The sequence below is a fragment of the Pseudomonas lopnurensis genome, assembly GCF_015070855.1.
Lineage (GTDB): Bacteria > Pseudomonadota > Gammaproteobacteria > Pseudomonadales > Pseudomonadaceae > Stutzerimonas > Stutzerimonas lopnurensis.
Genome location: NZ_JADDIX010000098.1, coordinates 105,245 through 121,356, shown reverse-complemented (window position 1 = coordinate 121,356; position 16,112 = coordinate 105,245). Strand labels below are relative to the sequence as shown.

The window sequence follows — 16,112 nt, the reverse complement described above, 5'->3', positions numbered from 1 at the left end:
CGGATCATAGCAATGTTTTGCCGACGGGTCACCCGGCGGGCGGCATCGCGCCGCCGGGTGGCCCTGCCAGGCGCCACGAAGCGCTACTTGCTGTTCTCCAGATAGCGGAAGAAATCGCTCTTGGGATCGAGCACCAGGACGTCTTCCTTACTGGCGAAGCTTTCGCGGTACGCCTGCAGGCTGCGGTGGAAGGAGTAGAACTCCTGATCCTGACCGTAGGCGGCGGCATAGATCGACGCGGCCTGCGCATCGCCGTCACCGCGCATCTCCTCGGCCTCGCGGAAGGCCTCGGCAAGCAGTACGCGACGCTGGCGATCGGCATCGGCACGAATACCTTCGGCCAGCTCCTTACCCTTGGCGCGGTGCTCGCGCGCCTCACGCTCGCGCTCGGAGCTCATCCGCTCGAATACGCTGCGATTGACTTCGCGCGGCAGGTCGATGCCCTTGACCCGCACGTCCACCACCTCGATGCCCAGCTCCTGCTGCGCAGCGCGGTTCAGGCTGTTGGTGACCTGCGCCATCAGCTCGTCGCGCTGCCCGGACACCGATTCGTGCAGGGTGCGCTTACCGAACTGGTCGCGCAGCGCCGCCTCGAGGCGCCGTGCCAGGCGCTCGTCGGCGATCTGCTTCATGCCGGACGTCGCGGTGTAGAAGCGCTCGGCATCGTCCACCCGCCACTTGGCATAGGAGTCCACCATCAGCGCCTTCTTCTCCAGGGTCAGGAAGCGGGAGGTGTTGGTATCCAGCGTCAACAGCCGCGCATCGAACTTGCGTACGCTGTTCACGTACGGAATCTTCATGTGCAGGCCCGGCTTCACGTCAGGCTCGACGATCCGGCCGAAGCGCAGCAGCACGGCGCGTTCGGTCTGCGAGACGATATAGAAGCTGTTCCACAGAACCAGCGCCAGCACCACACCCACGATCAGGGCCGTAAGGGATTTATTGCTCATCAGCGACTCTCCCTCGTACGAACTTCACGCGGATCCAGCTCCTGCGGCAGACGCGTGCCCTGCGCCGCGGCACCCGAAGCCACCCCGGCAGGCGCCGGCGTGCTGGCGCCACGACCGTTGACCATCTTGTCCAGCGGCAGATAGAGCAGGTTCTGCCCGCTTTCGCCGGTGACCATGACCTTGCTGGTATTGCTCATGACTTCCTGAATGGTTTCCAGATACAGACGCTCGCGCGTGACCTCCGGGGCCTTGCGGTACTCGGCGACCAGCTTGCTGAAGCGATCGGCCTCACCCTGGGCGCGGGAAATCACCGCGTCACGATAACCGCTGGCCTCTTCCAGCATGCGCTGGGCCTGACCGCGCGCTTCCGGAATCACCCCGTTGGCGTAGGATTCGGCCTGGTTCTTCTCGCGCTGCTCGTCTTCGCGGGCGCGGATCACGTCATCGAAGGCTTCCTGGACTTCACGCGGGGCCGCCGCACTCTGCAGGTTGACCTGGGTGACGATGATGCCGGTGCCGTAGTTGTCGAGGAAACGCTGCAGGCGCTCCTTGACCTCGCCGGCCATGGCCTCGCGGCCCTCGGTCAGCACCTGATCCATCGCGGTCGAGCCGACCACGTGGCGCACGGCGCTGTCGGTGGCGTGCTGCAGGCTGACTTCCGGCTGATCGACGTTGAGCACGAAAGATTGCAGGTTGCTGATCTTGTACTGAACGGTGAGCGGCACCTCGATGATGTTCTCATCCTCGGTGAGCATCTGCCCCTGCTTGCTGTAGGAACGCTCGCGGGTGACGTTCTCCTGGAACTTGCGATCGATCGGCGGGATGTAGATGTTCAGGCCCGGCCCCACCGTCTCGTGGTACTTGCCGAAGCGCAGCACCACGGCCTGCTCCTGCTCGTCGACGATGTAGATGGCATTGAACAGCCAAACAACCAGCAGCACGACCAGGGCGATCCAGACCAGGCCGAAACCGCCGCGCTTGCCGCCGCCACCGAAGTTATTGCCGCCGCCACGCTTCTTGCCGCCGAACATGCCGTTCAGGCTGTCCTGCAGCTTGCGGAACGCCTCATCGAGATCCGGCGGGCCTTTCTGGTCGCCACCACCGCCACCACGACGGCCGCCGCCACCACTGCCCCAGGGATCCTGGTTGTTCGAGTTGCCACCCGGCTCATTCCAAGCCATAGCGCTCTCCATTCAAATAAAGCTAAAGGCGCGCCCACGGCGCGCCCGCCAATGCTACAGAAAGCCCTGAGTGCCCGGCAAAATTGCCGATACAGGCTTTATTGCAAAGTGTGTTGCTCGAGAAATGCGTTCAACGGCAACCCCTCGCGACTGATCAAGCGATTCAATTCGATGCGTGGCAGGCGGACCTCCAGCAGACTGCCACCCTCTTCATCATGGCTTTCACGCTGCACCGCGCCGAGCTGGAAAAACTGTGCTCGCAGGCGTCCCAGGCTCTGTGGCAGGCACAGCGTACCGACGAACAGATCGTCGCCGAGCAGCTCGGCGACCGCCTGACGCAGCAGGTCGAGCCCCAGCCCCTCGCGCGCGGAAACCCATACCCGCTGCGGCCTGCCATCGGCATCGCGCTGGATCTGCGGCTCGATGCCGTCCATGAGATCGACCTTGTTGTAGACCTCCAGCATGGGCAGCTCCTGCGCGCCGATTTCGCCCAGCACCGCCAGCACCTGCTCGATCTGCTGATCACGCTCGGGCTCATGGGCGTCGATGACGTGCAGCAGCAGATCGGCATTGCTGGACTCCTCCAGCGTCGCACGGAAAGACTCCACCAGCTTGTGCGGCAGATGCCGGATGAAACCCACGGTATCGGCGAGAATTACCGGGCCGACATCCTCGAGCTCCAGCCGGCGCAAGGTCGGATCGAGGGTGGCGAACAGCTGGTTCGCGGCGTAGACCTCGGATTCGGTCAGCGCATTGAACAGCGTGGACTTGCCGGCGTTGGTGTAACCGACCAGGGAAACCGAAGGAATGTCGGCGCGCCGCCGGCCACGCCGAGCCTGTTCGCGCTGCCCGCGAACCTTTTCCAGGCGCTGCTTGATCTGACGGATGCGCACCCGCAACAGGCGCCGGTCGGTCTCCAGCTGGGTTTCCCCCGGACCGCGCAGGCCGATACCGCCCTTCTGTCGCTCCAGGTGGGTCCAGCCACGCACCAGCCGTGTGCTCATGTGCTCGAGCTGCGCCAGTTCGACCTGCAGTTTGCCTTCATGGGTTCGCGCACGCTGGGCGAAGATGTCCAGGATCAGCCCGGTTCGATCGAGCACGCGGCATTCGAGCGCACGCTCGAGATTGCGCTCCTGGCTGGGTGTCAGCGTGTGGTTGAAGATGACCAGCTCGACCTCGCCCTCCTTGACGAGATCATGCAACTCCTCGACCTTGCCGCTGCCGATCAGGAACTTGGCCGATGGCTGGTGGCGGGCCACATTGACGAAGCAAACCGCCTCGGCACCCGCCGAGCGGGCCAGCTCCTGGAATTCCTGGGGATCCTCGCGCGCCGCGGGGTCCTGGCCATCCAGGTGCACCAGGATAGCCCGCTCACCACCACCGGGACGTTCGAAGAACAAGGAAGCCCCCCCCTCAGTCGTTACCCGACTCGGATTGCTCGGCGTCGCCAGCGGTCGGCAGACGCACGGGACGGCCCGGAACGACGGTGGAGATCGCGTGTTTGTAGACCATCTGACTGACGGTGTTCTTCAAGAGAATGACGAACTGGTCGAAGGACTCGATCTGGCCCTGCAGCTTGATGCCATTGACCAGATAGATGGAAACCGGGACGCGTTCCTTACGCAGTGTGTTGAGGTAAGGGTCTTGTAGCGAATGCCCTTTTGACATGTGCCGCACTCCTTAGGGGATCTGTTTTTCATTAGTTTTTAAAAGTACAACCGACGATCCACTTGTCTGAGAATAGACGGTCAATTAGCGATGTCAGCTCAATATGGTGAGCGATCGCAGGTATTTCAATGCTCGCGGCAGATTGTCGCAGGCCAGGCTATCCAGCCAGTGCACCTCCCCCCAGCTTCGCAACCAGGTGAACTGCCGCTTGGCCAATTGCCGAGTCGCGATGATGCCGCGCTGAATCATTTCGTCCCTGGAGATCGAGCCGTCCAGATATTCCCAGACCTGCCGATAGCCCACTGCCCTCATCGACGGCATGCCGGGATGCAGGTCGCCACGACCGCGCAAGGCTTCGACCTCTTCGACAAAGCCCTGTTCAACCATATGGTTGAAACGCTGTTCGATACGCTGATGCAGGATATGACGCTGCGCCGGCGCGATGCACAAGTGCGCGACAGTATAAGGCAAGACTCCCGCCCCCGGTGCGTCTGCAACGGCTTTTTCCGACCTTTGTCGGGCGCGGTGCTCGCTCATGCTCAGACCGCTGACCCGGTAGACCTCCAGGGCGCGCACCAGCCGCTGCGGATCGTTCGGGTGAATCCGCGCAGCCGATTGCGGATCGACCTCGGCGAGCTGCCGATGCAGCGCCTGCAGCCCCTCGGCCGCGGCCTGCGCCTCGAGTTCGGCGCGCACCGCCGGATCGGCGCCCGGCATGTCGGCGAGCCCGTCGCGTAATGCCTTGTAATACAACATCGTCCCGCCGACCAGCAGCGGAATGCGCCCCGCCGCCGTGATTTCGGCCATGGCCGCCAACGCATCCTCGCTGAACTCGGCCGCCGAATAGCTCTGCGCCGGATCGCGAATGTCCACCAGCCGGTGCGGAAACGCCGCCAGTACATCCGCCGACGGTTTGGCCGTACCGATGTCCATGCCGCGATAGACCAGTGCCGAATCGACGCTGATCAGCTCGCAGGGCAGCACGCGGGCGAGCTCCAGGGCGAGATCGGTCTTGCCGGAGGCGGTGGGCCCCATGAGGAAGATGGCGGGGGGAAGACGGGACATCGGCGAGCTCGACTGCATGCGGCCGCATAGTTTCAAGCTGCAAGCTGCAAGCTGCAAGCTGCAAGCGAGCGTAGGGTGGGCCGGGCGGCGCTCCGCTTCAGCCCACCGACAGTGGCGGCGAGCCTTGGTGGGCTGAAGCCCACCCTACCCGGCTACCTGCTTGCCGCTTGAGGCTGCTTTCTCGCTTTTACTTGAAGCTTGCGGCTTGCGGCTTGCCGCTGCTCCTACCGCCCCCGCAGGAACAGCTTGTCCAGCTCGTCCATGCCCAGCTGCGTCCAGGTCGGGCGGCCATGGTTGCACTGGCCGCTGCGCTCGGTATGTTCCATGTCGCGCAGCAGGGCGTTCATCTCGGGGACCGTCAGGCGCCGGTTGGCGCGTACCGCGCCGTGGCAGGCCATGGTCGCCAGCAGCTCGTTGAGGTGCGCCTGGATGCGGTCGCTGGTGCCGTATTCCAGCAGATCGGCGAGCACGTCGCGGACCAGTTGGGTCGCCTCGGCCTGTTTCAACAATGATGGAATCTGGCGGATCGCCAAGGTTTCCGGACCGAGCCGCTGCAGCTCGAAGCCGAGTTTCTGGAACCACTGCCCGTGCTCCTCGGCACAATCGGCCTCGCGCTGGCTCACTGCGACGGATTCGGGCACCAGCAGCGGCTGGCCGCGCAATCCCTCGCTGGCCATGGCGGTCTTCAACCGCTCGTAGGTGATGCGCTCGTGGGCGGCATGCATGTCCACCAGCACCATGCCCTGGGCGTTCTCGGCGAGGATGTAGACGCCCTTGAGCTGCGCCAGCGCATAGCCCAGCGGCGGGACGTCGTCCTGGCTCGCCGGCAGCGGTGCGGGGCCGGGCTCGGCCAGTGGCGAGAAGAATTCCCGATAGGCACCCTGGGTTTCGGCGGTATAGCCGCCGGAGGTCGGGCGCGGCGCCTGGTAGCCGGCCCCGGCACCACGCCAGGCCGGCGACTCGCCCTGGGGCCTTTCGAGCACGCTGGCCGACAGGCTCATCTCGTTCTGCCCGGCGAATACGCCGGCGGCCAATCCCGTGGCCTGGGTCATCGGCGCGACGCTGGCCGGCGCCGCCAGCTGATCTTCCGGCCGCACGTCGCCCAGCGCGCGGTGCAGCGTGCCGTAGAGGAAATCGTGCACCATCCGGCTATCGCGAAAGCGCACCTCGTGCTTGGTCGGGTGCACGTTGACGTCCACCACCGCCGGATCGACGTCGAGGAACAGCACGAAGGTCGGGTGGCGGCCGTTGAACAGCACGTCGCGATAGGCCTGGCGCACCGCGTGGGCGACCAGCTTGTCACGGACCATGCGCCCGTTGACGTAGAAGTACTGGAGGTCGGCCTGGCTGCGCGAGAAAGTCGGCAAGCCGACCCAACCCCACAGCCGCAGCCCGTTGCGCTCGATCTCGATGGGCAGCGCCTGTTCGAGGAAGGCCGGGCCGCACACCGCCGCCACCCGCCGCGCCCGCGCGGCATCGTCGGCGGCCTGATGCAGCGCCAGCACGCCCTTGCCGTTGTGGCGCAGGTGGAAGGCGACGTCGAAGCGCGCCAGCGCCAGGCGCTTGATCACCTCCTGCAGATGATCGAACTCGGTCTTCTCGGTGCGCAGGAACTTGCGCCGCGCCGGCGTGTTGAAGAACAGGTCGCGCACCTCGACCGAGGTGCCGACCGGGTGCGCCGCCGGCTGCACCCGCGCCTCCATTTCGCGGCCTTCGGTTTCCACCTGCCAGGCCTCGCCGGCCTCGGCGGTGCGCGAGGTCAGCGTCAGGCGCGAGACGGAACTGATGGACGCCAGCGCTTCGCCGCGAAAGCCGAGGCTCATCACCCGTTCGAGGTCTTCGAGGTCGCGAATCTTGCTGGTGGCATGGCGCGCCAGGGCCAGCGGCAGGTCGTCCGGCGAAATGCCGCAGCCATCGTCGCGCACCCGCAACAGCTTGACGCCGCCCTGCTCGACGTCCACCTCGATGCGCCGGGCGCCGGAGTCCAGGCTGTTTTCCAGCAGCTCCTTGATCACCGAGGCCGGACGTTCGACCACCTCGCCGGCGGCGATCTGGTTCGCCAGCCGCGGGCTCAGCAGCTGGATGCGCGGCATATCGCTCATGGCTGCGAGGCCAGGGTGGTGGCGGGAATGCTCAGCGTCTGACCGATCTTGATCACGTCGCTGCTCAGGTTGTTGGCACTGCGCAAGGAGGCCAGACTGATCTGATAGCGCTGGGCGAGCAGCGCCAGGCTCTCGCCCGAACGCACCACATGCTCGCGCGGGCCGCTGGCGATCTTGCCCGAATCACGCAGCCAGGCGACGTAGCTGCCCGGCGGCGGGTTTTCGTGGAAGAACTGCCGCACCCCGCTGTGAATCGAGCGCGCCAGCGCCTGCTGGTGGCTGGCGGTCTGCAGCTTGCGCGCCTCGGAGGGATTGGAGATGAACCCGGTTTCCACCAGGATCGACGGGATGTCCGGCGACTTGAGCACCATGAAGCCGGCCTGCTCGACCCGGCGCTTGTGCAGCGGCGTGATATGGCCCATGTTGCTCAGCACCTTCTGCCCGACGTTGAGGCTGGATGACAGCGAGGCGGTCATCGACAGGTCCAGCAGCACGCCGGCGAGCATCTGGTCCTTGTCGCCGAGGCTGACGTTGCCGGCGCCGCCGATCAGATCCGAACGGTTCTCGCTGTCGGCCAGCCAGCGCGCGGTCTCCGAGGTGGCGCCGCGATCCGACAGGGCGAATACCGAGGCGCCATAGGCCGCCGAGCGTGGCGCGGCATCGGCATGGATCGAGACGAACAGATCGGCGCCCTTCTTGCGCGCGATCTCGGTGCGCTTGCGCAGCGGGATGAAGTAGTCGCCGGTGCGCACCAGTTCGGCGCGGAAGCCCTTCTCGGCATTGATCTGGCGCTGCAGCTCCTTGGAAATCTGCAGCACCACGTTCTTCTCGTAGACTTTGCCCGGGCCGATGGCACCGGGGTCCTCGCCGCCATGGCCGGCATCGATGGCGATGACGATGTCGCGCTTGCTGCTGGGCACCGCCGGCAGCTTCACCGCCGGCAGTGTCGGCGAAACAGGGGCTGCGGGCGTCGCCGCCGTGGCGGTGACCGGAGGCTCGGCGGGCCTGGATGCGGCGCTGCCCTGGTCGAACAGATCGACCACCAGGCGATGGCCGTACTGCTGATTGGGCGTCAGGCTGAAGCTCTTCGGCGACACCGGCGCATGCAGATCGACCACCACCCGCAGCGTATTGGCGTCGTGCTGCCCGGCGCGCAACGCGGCCACCGGCGTGTTCTTCAGCGGCAACTGATCGAGCCGGGCCTTGAGCGCGGCATCCGTGACATCGATGACCAGGCGATCCGGCGCGGTGAGGGTGAAGACCTTGTGCTCGACCGGCCCGGACAGGTCGAACACCAGGCGGGTGTTGTCCGGCGCACGCCACAGGCGCACGCTCTGCACATCGCTGGCGGCGAAGAGGTCCGCCGCCATGAGCGACAGCGCCAGACCACCAACCAGGGCGCGAATGCGCATACCCAACCCCATGTTATTCATAGCTCTCCATCGGTCAGGGCGGCACACCAGGCATCGCCCCGCGCGGTGTGGGGCGACAGGCGCAGCGTACGGCCGGCCTCATGCGGCGTAATGGTAATGTCCATATCGGCCTTTGGCAAAATGCCGACCCCGCGCTCCGGCCATTCCACCAGACACAGCGCATCCCCTTCGAAATAGTCGCGGATGCCGAGAAATTCCAGCTCCTGCGGATCGACCAGCCGGTAGAGGTCGAAATGGAACACGCGCAGGGCGTCGATCTCGTAGGGCTCGACCAGGGTGAAGGTCGGGCTCTTGACCTTGCCCTCATGACCGAAACCGCGAATCAGCCCGCGCGACAGCGTGGTCTTGCCGGCACCGAGATCGCCATGCAGATAGATCACGCCGCGACCACCGGTCGCCCGGGCGATGCGCGCGCCCACGGCCAGCATCCTTGCCTCGTCTTCGGCGTACAGTGTCACTTCAGGCATGGCGACTGCTCCTCGAGCAACTGACGGATCAGCGGAATCAGATCACTGGCGGCCAACCCACGGCCCTGGCTGCCGAGCCGCTCACCCGCCGCAGCGTGCAGCCAGACCGCCAGACAGGCGGCATCGAAAGGAATCAGGCCCTGCGCCAGCAGCGCACCGACGACACCGGCCAGCACGTCGCCGAGGCCGGCGCTGGCCATCGCCGGATGACCGCGATCGCACAGCGCCAGCCGGCCGTCGGGCTCGGCGATCAGCGTGCCGGCGCCCTTGAGCAGCGCCACGCAGGCGTAGCGCCTGGCCAACTCACGCACCGCGGTCGGACGATCGGCCTGGACCTCGGCCGTGGAACACTGCAGCAGCCGCGCGGCCTCGCCCGGATGCGGTGTGATCACGCAGCCGGACGGCAGTTCGACGCCGCCGCCCGCCAGCAGGTTCAACGCATCGGCGTCCCACACCTGTGGCACCTCGCGCTGCGCCGCCAGCGAAAGCAGGCTGCGCCCCCAGGGCGCCTGGCCCAGACCAGGACCAACCACCAGAACGTCGGCGCGCTCCACCAGCGCCGTGAGGCCGTAGGTCGACTCGACGCCGTGGCACATGATTTCCGGACGCCGCACCAGCGACGCCGTGACATGCTCCGGCCGGGTCGCCAGCGTCACCATGCCGGCGCCGCAGCGCAGCGCCGCTTCGGCACTGAGCAACGCGGCGCCGCCAGTGCCGAGATCGCCGCCGATCACCAGCACCTGGCCGAAGCTGCCCTTGTGGGCCACCGGCGAACGCGGCGCGACGCGGGCCAGGGATGGCCGGTCGAGACGCACAGCCTCGCTTTCGACCTGCGCAACGACCTGCGGATCGGCCTGCAGATCGTCGAACACCCGCGCGCCCGCCCGATCCGGCCCCTCGCCGGTGAACAGGCCGAGCTTGAGGCCGATGAAGGTCACGCTGAGCTCGGCACGCACGGCCTGGCCCAGCACCCGCCCGGTATTGGCGCAGAGACCGGACGGCAGGTCGATCGCCAATACCGGCAGGCCGCTTTCGTTGATCGCGGCGATGGCGCCGGCATAGGGCTCGCGTACCTCGCCGCTGATGCCGGTACCCAGCAGCGCATCCACCAGCACGCCCTGCAGCGTCGCATCCGCGCGCCAGGGCTCGATACGCACGCCGCAATCGCGCGCCTCGGCGAAGGCCCGCGCGGCATCGCCCTGCAACGCCTGCGGATCGCCCACACTCAGTACCGCCACCTGCCAGCCGGCACGCCGGGCCAGCGCCGCGACCAGGTAGCCGTCGCCGGCGTTGTTGCCGCGTCCGGCCAGTACCGTGAGCGCAGCGGCCTGCGGCCAGCGCCGCCGCAGCGCGCGCCAGGCGGCATGGGCGGCGCGCTGCATCAGTTCGAAACCGGGCGTGCCGGCGGCGATCAGGCGGGCATCGAGTTCGCGCACCTGGGCGGCGGTATACAGGGCGACGGGCAGGGAGTCGGTCATCGGGGCAGGCATCATCGCGGCGGAATGTCTGGCAGAATTATACGCACCCGCCCGCCAAGCCGCTCTCCGATGTCCAGTCCCGTTCTCGATCCATCCGCCCTCGCCCAGTCCATCAAGAAGTGGGGCCGCGAGCTGGGCTTCCAGCAGGTCGGCATCGGCGGTGTCGAGCTGGGCGAGCACGCGGCGCACCTCGAACGCTGGCTGGCGGCCGGCTACCAGGGCGAGATGGATTACATGGCCGCCCACGGCAGCAAGCGTTCGCGGCCGGACCAACTGGTGCCTGGCACCCTGCGGGTGATCTCGCTGCGCATGGACTACCTGCCCGGCGACACCGGCATGACCCGGCGCCTGGTCGAACCGGAGAAGGCCTACGTGTCGCGCTACGCCCTCGGCCGCGACTATCACAAGCTGATCCGCAAGCGCCTGCAGCAACTGGCCGATCGCATCCAGCAGGTGGTCGGCCCGTTCGGCTTCCGCGCCTTCGTCGACAGCGCGCCGGTGCTGGAGAAAGCCGTGGCCCAGCAGGCCGGGCTCGGCTGGATCGGCAAGAACACCCTGCTGCTCAACCGCCAGGCCGGCAGTTGGTTCTTCCTCGGCGAGCTGTTCGTCGACATCGCCCTGCCGGTCGACGAGCCCACCGCGCGCGAGCACTGCGGCAGCTGCCACGCCTGCCTGGAGGCCTGCCCCACCGGCGCCTTCGTCGGCGAACGACTGCTGGATGCGCGCAAGTGCATCTCCTACCTGACCATCGAACTCAAGGGGCCGATTCCCGTCGAGCTGCGCGCGCCGATGGGCAACCGCGTGTTCGGTTGCGACGATTGCCAGATCGTCTGCCCGTGGAACCGCTTCGCCCGCCCCACCGAGCAGGCCGACTTCCGGCCGCGCCACAGCCTGGACAACGCCGAACTGGCCGCGCTGTTTCGCTGGAGCGAGGAGGAATTCCTCAGCCGCACAGAAGGCTCGCCGCTGCGCCGCGCCGGTTACGAACGCTGGCTGCGCAACCTGGCGGTGGGCCTGGGCAATGCGCCGTCGAGCATTCCCGTACTGGAGGCACTGCGGGCACGCCGCGACGATCCGTCGGCGCTGGTGCGTGAACACGTCGAATGGGCGCTGGCGCAACATGAGCGACGGCGCCCGGGCGCCGTCGAAGCCTGAATCGTCTCAGACCACCGGCACCGGATCGGCACCTACGAGCGCCCGCAACTCCTCGGCTTCCAGGGTTTCCTGCTGCAGCAGACGCTGCGCGCAGCGCTCCAGCAGCTCGCGGCGCGCCTGCAACAAGCCGAGGCTGCGCTGGAAGGCGGACTGCACCAGTTCCTGCACCTCCTCGTCGATGGCCGTCGCGGTGCTCTCGGCGTAGTCATGCTGCGGCTTGAGGCCGAGCATCGCCTCGTTGCCGAGGTAGGAATTGGGCTCGCGCTCCAGCGCCAGGTGGCCGAGCCGCTTGGACATACCGTAGCGGGTGACCATGGCGCGGGCGATGTCGGTGACCTTGGCCAGGTCGTCGGCGGCACCGGTGGACAGGTGGGCGAACACCAGCCATTCGGCGGCACGCCCGCCGAGCAGCACGGCCATCTTGTTCTCCAGCTCGTCGCGGGTCATCAGGAAGCGGTCCTCGATCGGTCGCTGGATGGTGTAGCCCAGCGCGCCCATGCCGCGCGGGATGATCGAGACCTTGTGCACCGGGTCGACGCCCGGCAGCGCCATGGCCACCAGCGCATGGCCCATCTCGTGGTAGGCGACGATCTCGCGCTCGCGGGGGTTGAGCAGGCGGTTGCGCTTCTCCAGGCCGGCGATGATGCGCTCGATGGCCGAGGTGAAGTCCTCCATCGCCACCGCCTCGGCATTGCGCCGGGTCGCCAGCAGGGTCGCCTCGTTGACCAGGTTGGCCAGGTCGGCGCCGGTGAAACCGGGGGTCAGCGCGGCGATCGCCTGCGGATCGACGTCGCTGCCGAGCCTGGCTTTCTTCAGATGCACCGCGAGGATCTGCACGCGGCCAATCTTGTCCGGCCGGTCCACCAGCACCTGGCGGTCGAAGCGGCCGGCGCGCAGCAGCGCCGGGTCGAGGATTTCCGGGCGGTTGGTGGCGGCCAGCAGCACCAGGCCGCTGGAAGTGTCGAAGCCGTCCATCTCCACCAGCAGTTGGTTGAGGGTCTGCTCCTTCTCGTCGTGCCCGCCGGACAGCGGCCCGGCACCACGGGCGCGGCCGAGGGCGTCCAGTTCGTCGATGAAGATGATCGCCGGCGCCTGGGCGCGGGCCTGCTCGAACAGGTCGCGGACCCGCGCGGCCCCGACGCCGACGAACATCTCGACGAACTCGGAACCGGAAATGGAGAAGAACGGCACCTTCGCCTCGCCAGCCACGGCGCGGGCCAGCAGGGTCTTGCCGGTGCCGGGCGGACCGACCAGCAGCACGCCCTTGGGCATGCGCCCGCCGAGGCGGCCGTAGGTCTGCGGATCGCGCAGGAATTCGATGATTTCCTTCAGTTCGTCCTTGGCCTCGTCGACCCCGGCGACGTCGGCGAAGGTCACCTTCATGTCGGTCTCGACGTAGACCCGCGCCTTGCTCTTGCCGATCTGCATCATCCCGCCGCCGCCCAGGCCGCTGCCGATGCGCCGCAGCAGGAACAGCCAGATACCGAAGAACAGCGCCGCCGGGATGACCCAGGACAGCAGGTCGCGCACCAGCGTGCTCTCAACCTTGCCGGTGTAGCGCACCGGGTATTGCTGCAGATGCTCGGCCAGTTGCGGCTCGACGCGATTGGCGACGAAGCGCCGCTGGCCGCCCGGCAGCGGCTCCTTGAGCGTGCCCTCGATGCGCCGTTCGGTGATCGCCAGCTCGTCGACGCGCCCTTCTTTCAGGTGCTGTTCGAATTCGCTGTAGGGGATGGTCGCCACCTCCTGCTGTACCGACAGCAGATACTGAAGGCCGAGGAACACCACGATGGCGATCATCCAGTAATTGATATGGAATTGGGCTCGGTCTTTCACACCTGTTCTCCTTGTGGCGCAGACGCTGACTATGCCTGTTGTGCGAAGGCCCGGCCTGGACCCAGATCAGTTATGCCGCATTCGGGCGCGGTTCAGAGGCCGCCACGTACGCCGAGCCCGACACCCAACTCCGCCGCCACGGCAAAGGGCAACAGTAGGCTATCCAGCAGGGCGCTGGCAGGCAGATCCAGTGCCGGGTACTTCGGCGCCAGAGCACCGAAGCGCTCCAGCGGGCAGCAGCCACCGTTGAGGCTGTACCAGTCCAGCCGGGTGCCGGAATAGATGATCGGCGCACCGGGCTTGGCCGCATCCAGCGTGCGCACGCTGGCGCAGCCGCCCAGCAGGCCCAGGACGAGCAGAAGCAACAGGGCTCTGCCGATCATCTCACTCGTCACTGACGATATGGTGCTCGCCCCAGCGCGGCAGCATGTCCTGCGGGATATCGAGCAGGTTGAGGATGCGTGCGACGACGAAATCCACCAGATCATCGAGGGTCTGCGGCTGGTGGTAGAAACCGGGCGAGGCCGGCAGGATCACCGCCCCCAGGTTCGACAGCTTGAGCATGTTCTCCAGGTGGATGCTCGAATAGGGCGCCTCGCGCGGCACCAGGATCAGCTGGCGGCGCTCCTTGAGGGTGACATCGGCCGCACGCTCGATCAGGTTGTTGCAGGCGCCACAGGCGATCGCCGACAGCGTGCCGGTGGAACAGGGCACCACCACCATGGCCGTCGGCGCGCCGGAGCCGGAGGCCGGCGGCGCCATCCAGTCCTCCTTGGCGAACACGCGGATCTGCCCCGCCGCCGCGCCGGTGTATTCACACAGGAACGCCTGCATCGCCTGGGGCTTGGCCGGCAGCACCACGTCGGTCTCGGTGGCCATCACCAGTTGCGCCGCCTTGGAGATCAGGAAGTGCACCTCGCGGTCTTCCTGGATCAGGCAATCGAGCAGGCGCAGCCCGTATTGCGCGCCGGAGGCGCCGGTCATGGCCAAAGTGATGCGTTCCGGTCCGCTCATGAATTTGCTCCCAAAGCTGCTGCGCTTGCTTATGCCGCGTTGAAACCTTACTCGAAATGCTCACTTGCACCAGCAAGCTCCGCTTTCTCGCAAGGTTTCGCCTTGCCTAAGCTTCGCTCGCGACGCTTTGAAAACAAATTCGCCGTATGCCGAATTCTCGTAGGGTGGAAAACCGCGAAGCGTTTTCCACCGCCGCAACCATACGCGTGGAAAAGCCTTCGGCGTTTTCCACCCTACGCCAGGGCCTCGGCCAGCTTGCCGTGCAAGCCGCCGAAGCCGCCGTTGCTCATGATCACCACCTGAGTGCCGGGCGCGGCCTGGGATTTCACCCGTTCAATGATCGCCTCCAGCGAATCGCACACCGTGGTGACGACCGGCGAATCCGCCACCGCCGCGGCCAGGTCCCAGCCCAAACTGGCCGGTGCATACCAGATCGCCTGGTCGACCAGCGCGACGGATTCGGCCAGGCCCTCGCGGTGCGCGCCGAGCTTCATCGAATTGGAACGCGGCTCGATCACGGCGATGATCGGCGCATCGCCCACCTGCTTGCGCAGGCCGTCGAGGGTGGTGGCGATGGCCGTCGGATGATGGGCGAAGTCGTCATAGAGGGTCACGCCGTTGACCTCGGCGACCTTTTCCATGCGCCGCTTGACGCTGCGAAACTCGCTCAGCGCCTCGGCGCCCTGCTTCGGCAAGACGCCGACATGGCGCGCCGCCGCCAGGGTCGCCAGCGCATTGTTGACGTTGTGCCGGCCGGTCAACTGCCAGTCGACCACACCCTGCACTTCGCCCTCGAAAATCACCTCGAAACGCGAGCCGTCCTCGCTGAGCAACTTCGCCTGCCACTGCCCGTCTTCGCCAGTGGTCTGCACCGGCGTCCAGCAGCCCATGCCGATCACACGCTTGAGCGCGGCTTCCGACTGGGGATGAATGATCAGCCCCTCGCCCGGCACGGTACGCACCAGATGATGGAACTGCCGCTCGATGGCGGCGAGATCAGGGAAAATATCTGCGTGATCGAACTCCAGATTATTGAGGATGGCGGTGCGCGGGCGGTAATGGACGAACTTGCTGCGCTTGTCGAAGAAGGCGCTGTCGTACTCGTCGGCCTCGACCACGAAGAACGGCGTCTCGCCCAGGCGCGCGGAGATGCCGAAGTTCTGCGGCACGCCGCCGATGAGAAAGCCCGGACTCATGCCGGCATGTTCCAGTACCCAGGCCAGCATGCTGCTGGTGGTGGTCTTGCCGTGGGTGCCTGCCGCGGCGAGCACCCAGCGGCCCTGCAGCACATGGTCGGCCAGCCATTGCGGGCCGGAGACATAGGGCAGGCCCTTGTTCAGCACGTACTCCACCGCCGGATTGCCGCGCGACAGCGCATTGCCGATCACCACCAGGTCCGGCGCCGGCTCCATGTGCGCCGGATCAAAGCCCTGCATCAGCTCGATGCCCTGGGCTTCGAGCTGAGTGCTCATCGGCGGATAGACGTTGGCATCGGAACCGGTGACGTGATGGCCGAGCGCCTTGGCGAGCACCGCCAGCGAACCCATGAAGGTGCCGCAGATGCCGAGAATGTGGATGTGCATGGATGACCTCTGAATGCCTCATGACCAAGCCCTGAACGACCATTCTGCGCGGGTCGGCGGGCCTGACGACTGCGCCGCAGATTAGCACAGCGCAGCGCTGCCGATCGCCGCTCCTGCGGCCCTGGCGACGTCCCCGCCAGACGAATGCAGGTCGCACGCCACACGTCGCTTGGCTCGCCG

14 protein-coding genes are annotated in these 16,112 nt (G+C 66.7%); 1 reads left to right on the top strand and 13 read right to left on the bottom strand.

Annotated elements, in window-relative coordinates; genetic code table 11:
* Positions 1–83: 83 nt before the first annotated feature.
* The 9 genes from hflC to IN820_RS20640 all read right to left on the bottom strand — a co-directional run bounded on the left by hflC (position 84) and on the right by IN820_RS20640 (position 10,344).
* Positions 84–950, bottom strand: coding sequence for a protease modulator HflC (gene hflC / locus IN820_RS20680; protein ID WP_193682765.1), 867 nt, complete (start codon positions 948–950; stop codon positions 84–86).
* Complete coding sequence (gene hflK / locus IN820_RS20675) at positions 950–2,131, bottom strand: FtsH protease activity modulator HflK (RefSeq protein ID WP_193682764.1); 1,182 nt, start codon at positions 2,129–2,131, stop codon at positions 950–952. Before hflK ends, hflC begins: the two co-directional genes overlap by 1 nt.
* 98 nt (positions 2,132–2,229) lie before the next feature.
* Complete coding sequence (gene hflX, locus IN820_RS20670; protein WP_193682763.1) at positions 2,230–3,531, bottom strand: ribosome rescue GTPase HflX; 1,302 nt, start codon at positions 3,529–3,531, stop codon at positions 2,230–2,232.
* Positions 3,532–3,544: 13 nt separating this feature from the next.
* Positions 3,545–3,799: an RNA chaperone Hfq gene (hfq, locus tag IN820_RS20665; RefSeq protein WP_003283098.1), complete on the bottom strand. Its 255-nt coding sequence runs from the start codon at positions 3,797–3,799 to the stop codon at positions 3,545–3,547.
* 93 nt (positions 3,800–3,892) lie between these two features.
* Positions 3,893–4,864, bottom strand: a complete 972-nt coding sequence (gene miaA / locus IN820_RS20660; RefSeq protein WP_193682762.1) for a tRNA (adenosine(37)-N6)-dimethylallyltransferase MiaA — start codon at positions 4,862–4,864, stop codon at positions 3,893–3,895.
* A 224-nt stretch (positions 4,865–5,088) separates the two neighbouring features.
* Positions 5,089–6,966: a DNA mismatch repair endonuclease MutL gene (mutL, locus tag IN820_RS20655; protein WP_193682761.1), complete on the bottom strand. Its 1,878-nt coding sequence runs from the start codon at positions 6,964–6,966 to the stop codon at positions 5,089–5,091.
* Positions 6,963–8,378 carry an N-acetylmuramoyl-L-alanine amidase gene (locus tag IN820_RS20650; RefSeq protein ID WP_193682760.1) on the bottom strand — a complete coding sequence of 472 codons (1,416 nt, stop codon included), beginning with the start codon at positions 8,376–8,378 and terminating at the stop codon, positions 6,963–6,965. The genes mutL and IN820_RS20650 overlap by 4 nt, the downstream gene beginning before the upstream one ends.
* A gap of 17 nt (positions 8,379–8,395) precedes the next feature.
* On the bottom strand, positions 8,396–8,866 hold the full coding sequence (gene tsaE, locus IN820_RS20645; RefSeq protein WP_193682759.1) for a tRNA (adenosine(37)-N6)-threonylcarbamoyltransferase complex ATPase subunit type 1 TsaE: 471 nt from the start codon (positions 8,864–8,866) through the stop codon (positions 8,396–8,398).
* The gene (locus IN820_RS20640) at positions 8,854–10,344 is read right to left on the bottom strand and encodes an NAD(P)H-hydrate dehydratase (protein ID WP_193682758.1); all 1,491 of its coding nucleotides are present in this window, start codon (positions 10,342–10,344) and stop codon (positions 8,854–8,856) included. The genes tsaE and IN820_RS20640 overlap by 13 nt, the downstream gene beginning before the upstream one ends.
* A gap of 69 nt (positions 10,345–10,413) precedes the next feature.
* Between IN820_RS20640 and queG the strand changes: the two genes are divergently transcribed.
* Complete coding sequence (queG, locus tag IN820_RS20635) at positions 10,414–11,499, top strand: tRNA epoxyqueuosine(34) reductase QueG (RefSeq protein WP_193682757.1); 1,086 nt, start codon at positions 10,414–10,416, stop codon at positions 11,497–11,499.
* 6 nt (positions 11,500–11,505) lie between these two features.
* Here the strand turns inward: queG and ftsH are convergent, their stop codons facing one another.
* The 4 genes from ftsH to mpl form a co-directional block, all read right to left on the bottom strand.
* Complete coding sequence (gene ftsH / locus IN820_RS20630; RefSeq protein WP_193682756.1) at positions 11,506–13,335, bottom strand: ATP-dependent zinc metalloprotease FtsH; 1,830 nt, start codon at positions 13,333–13,335, stop codon at positions 11,506–11,508.
* 92 nt (positions 13,336–13,427) lie between these two features.
* Positions 13,428–13,718: a YceK/YidQ family lipoprotein gene (locus IN820_RS20625; RefSeq protein WP_193682755.1), complete on the bottom strand. Its 291-nt coding sequence runs from the start codon at positions 13,716–13,718 to the stop codon at positions 13,428–13,430.
* A gap of 1 nt (position 13,719) precedes the next feature.
* Entirely contained in the window at positions 13,720–14,349 is a 630-nt protein-coding gene (gene ubiX / locus IN820_RS20620) for a flavin prenyltransferase UbiX (protein WP_193682754.1), read from the bottom strand.
* A 233-nt stretch (positions 14,350–14,582) separates the two neighbouring features.
* Positions 14,583–15,932 (bottom strand): UDP-N-acetylmuramate:L-alanyl-gamma-D-glutamyl-meso-diaminopimelate ligase, encoded by a 1,350-nt coding sequence (mpl, locus tag IN820_RS20615; protein ID WP_193682753.1) that lies wholly within the window; start codon positions 15,930–15,932, stop codon positions 14,583–14,585.
* Positions 15,933–16,112: the final 180 nt, after the last annotated feature.

What these genes read in the sequence shown, in the direction of transcription:
- hflC (WP_193682765.1), bottom strand. Translation starts at nt 950, where the DNA reads ATGAGCAATAAATCCCTTACGGCCCTGATCGTGGGTGTGGTGCTGGCG.
- hflK (WP_193682764.1), bottom strand. Translation starts at nt 2,131, where the DNA reads ATGGCTTGGAATGAGCCGGGTGGCAACTCGAACAACCAGGATCCCTGG.
- hfq (WP_003283098.1), bottom strand. Translation starts at nt 3,799, where the DNA reads ATGTCAAAAGGGCATTCGCTACAAGACCCTTACCTCAACACACTGCGT.
- miaA (WP_193682762.1), bottom strand. Translation starts at nt 4,864, where the DNA reads ATGTCCCGTCTTCCCCCCGCCATCTTCCTCATGGGGCCCACCGCCTCC.
- mutL (WP_193682761.1), bottom strand. Translation starts at nt 6,966, where the DNA reads ATGAGCGATATGCCGCGCATCCAGCTGCTGAGCCCGCGGCTGGCGAAC.
- IN820_RS20650 (WP_193682760.1), bottom strand. Translation starts at nt 8,378, where the DNA reads ATGCGCATTCGCGCCCTGGTTGGTGGTCTGGCGCTGTCGCTCATGGCG.
- tsaE (WP_193682759.1), bottom strand. Translation starts at nt 8,866, where the DNA reads ATGCCTGAAGTGACACTGTACGCCGAAGACGAGGCAAGGATGCTGGCC.
- IN820_RS20640 (WP_193682758.1), bottom strand. Translation starts at nt 10,344, where the DNA reads ATGACCGACTCCCTGCCCGTCGCCCTGTATACCGCCGCCCAGGTGCGC.
- queG (WP_193682757.1), top strand. Translation starts at nt 10,414, where the DNA reads ATGTCCAGTCCCGTTCTCGATCCATCCGCCCTCGCCCAGTCCATCAAG.
- IN820_RS20625 (WP_193682755.1), bottom strand. Translation starts at nt 13,718, where the DNA reads ATGATCGGCAGAGCCCTGTTGCTTCTGCTCGTCCTGGGCCTGCTGGGC.
- ubiX (WP_193682754.1), bottom strand. Translation starts at nt 14,349, where the DNA reads ATGAGCGGACCGGAACGCATCACTTTGGCCATGACCGGCGCCTCCGGC.
- mpl (WP_193682753.1), bottom strand. Translation starts at nt 15,932, where the DNA reads ATGCACATCCACATTCTCGGCATCTGCGGCACCTTCATGGGTTCGCTG.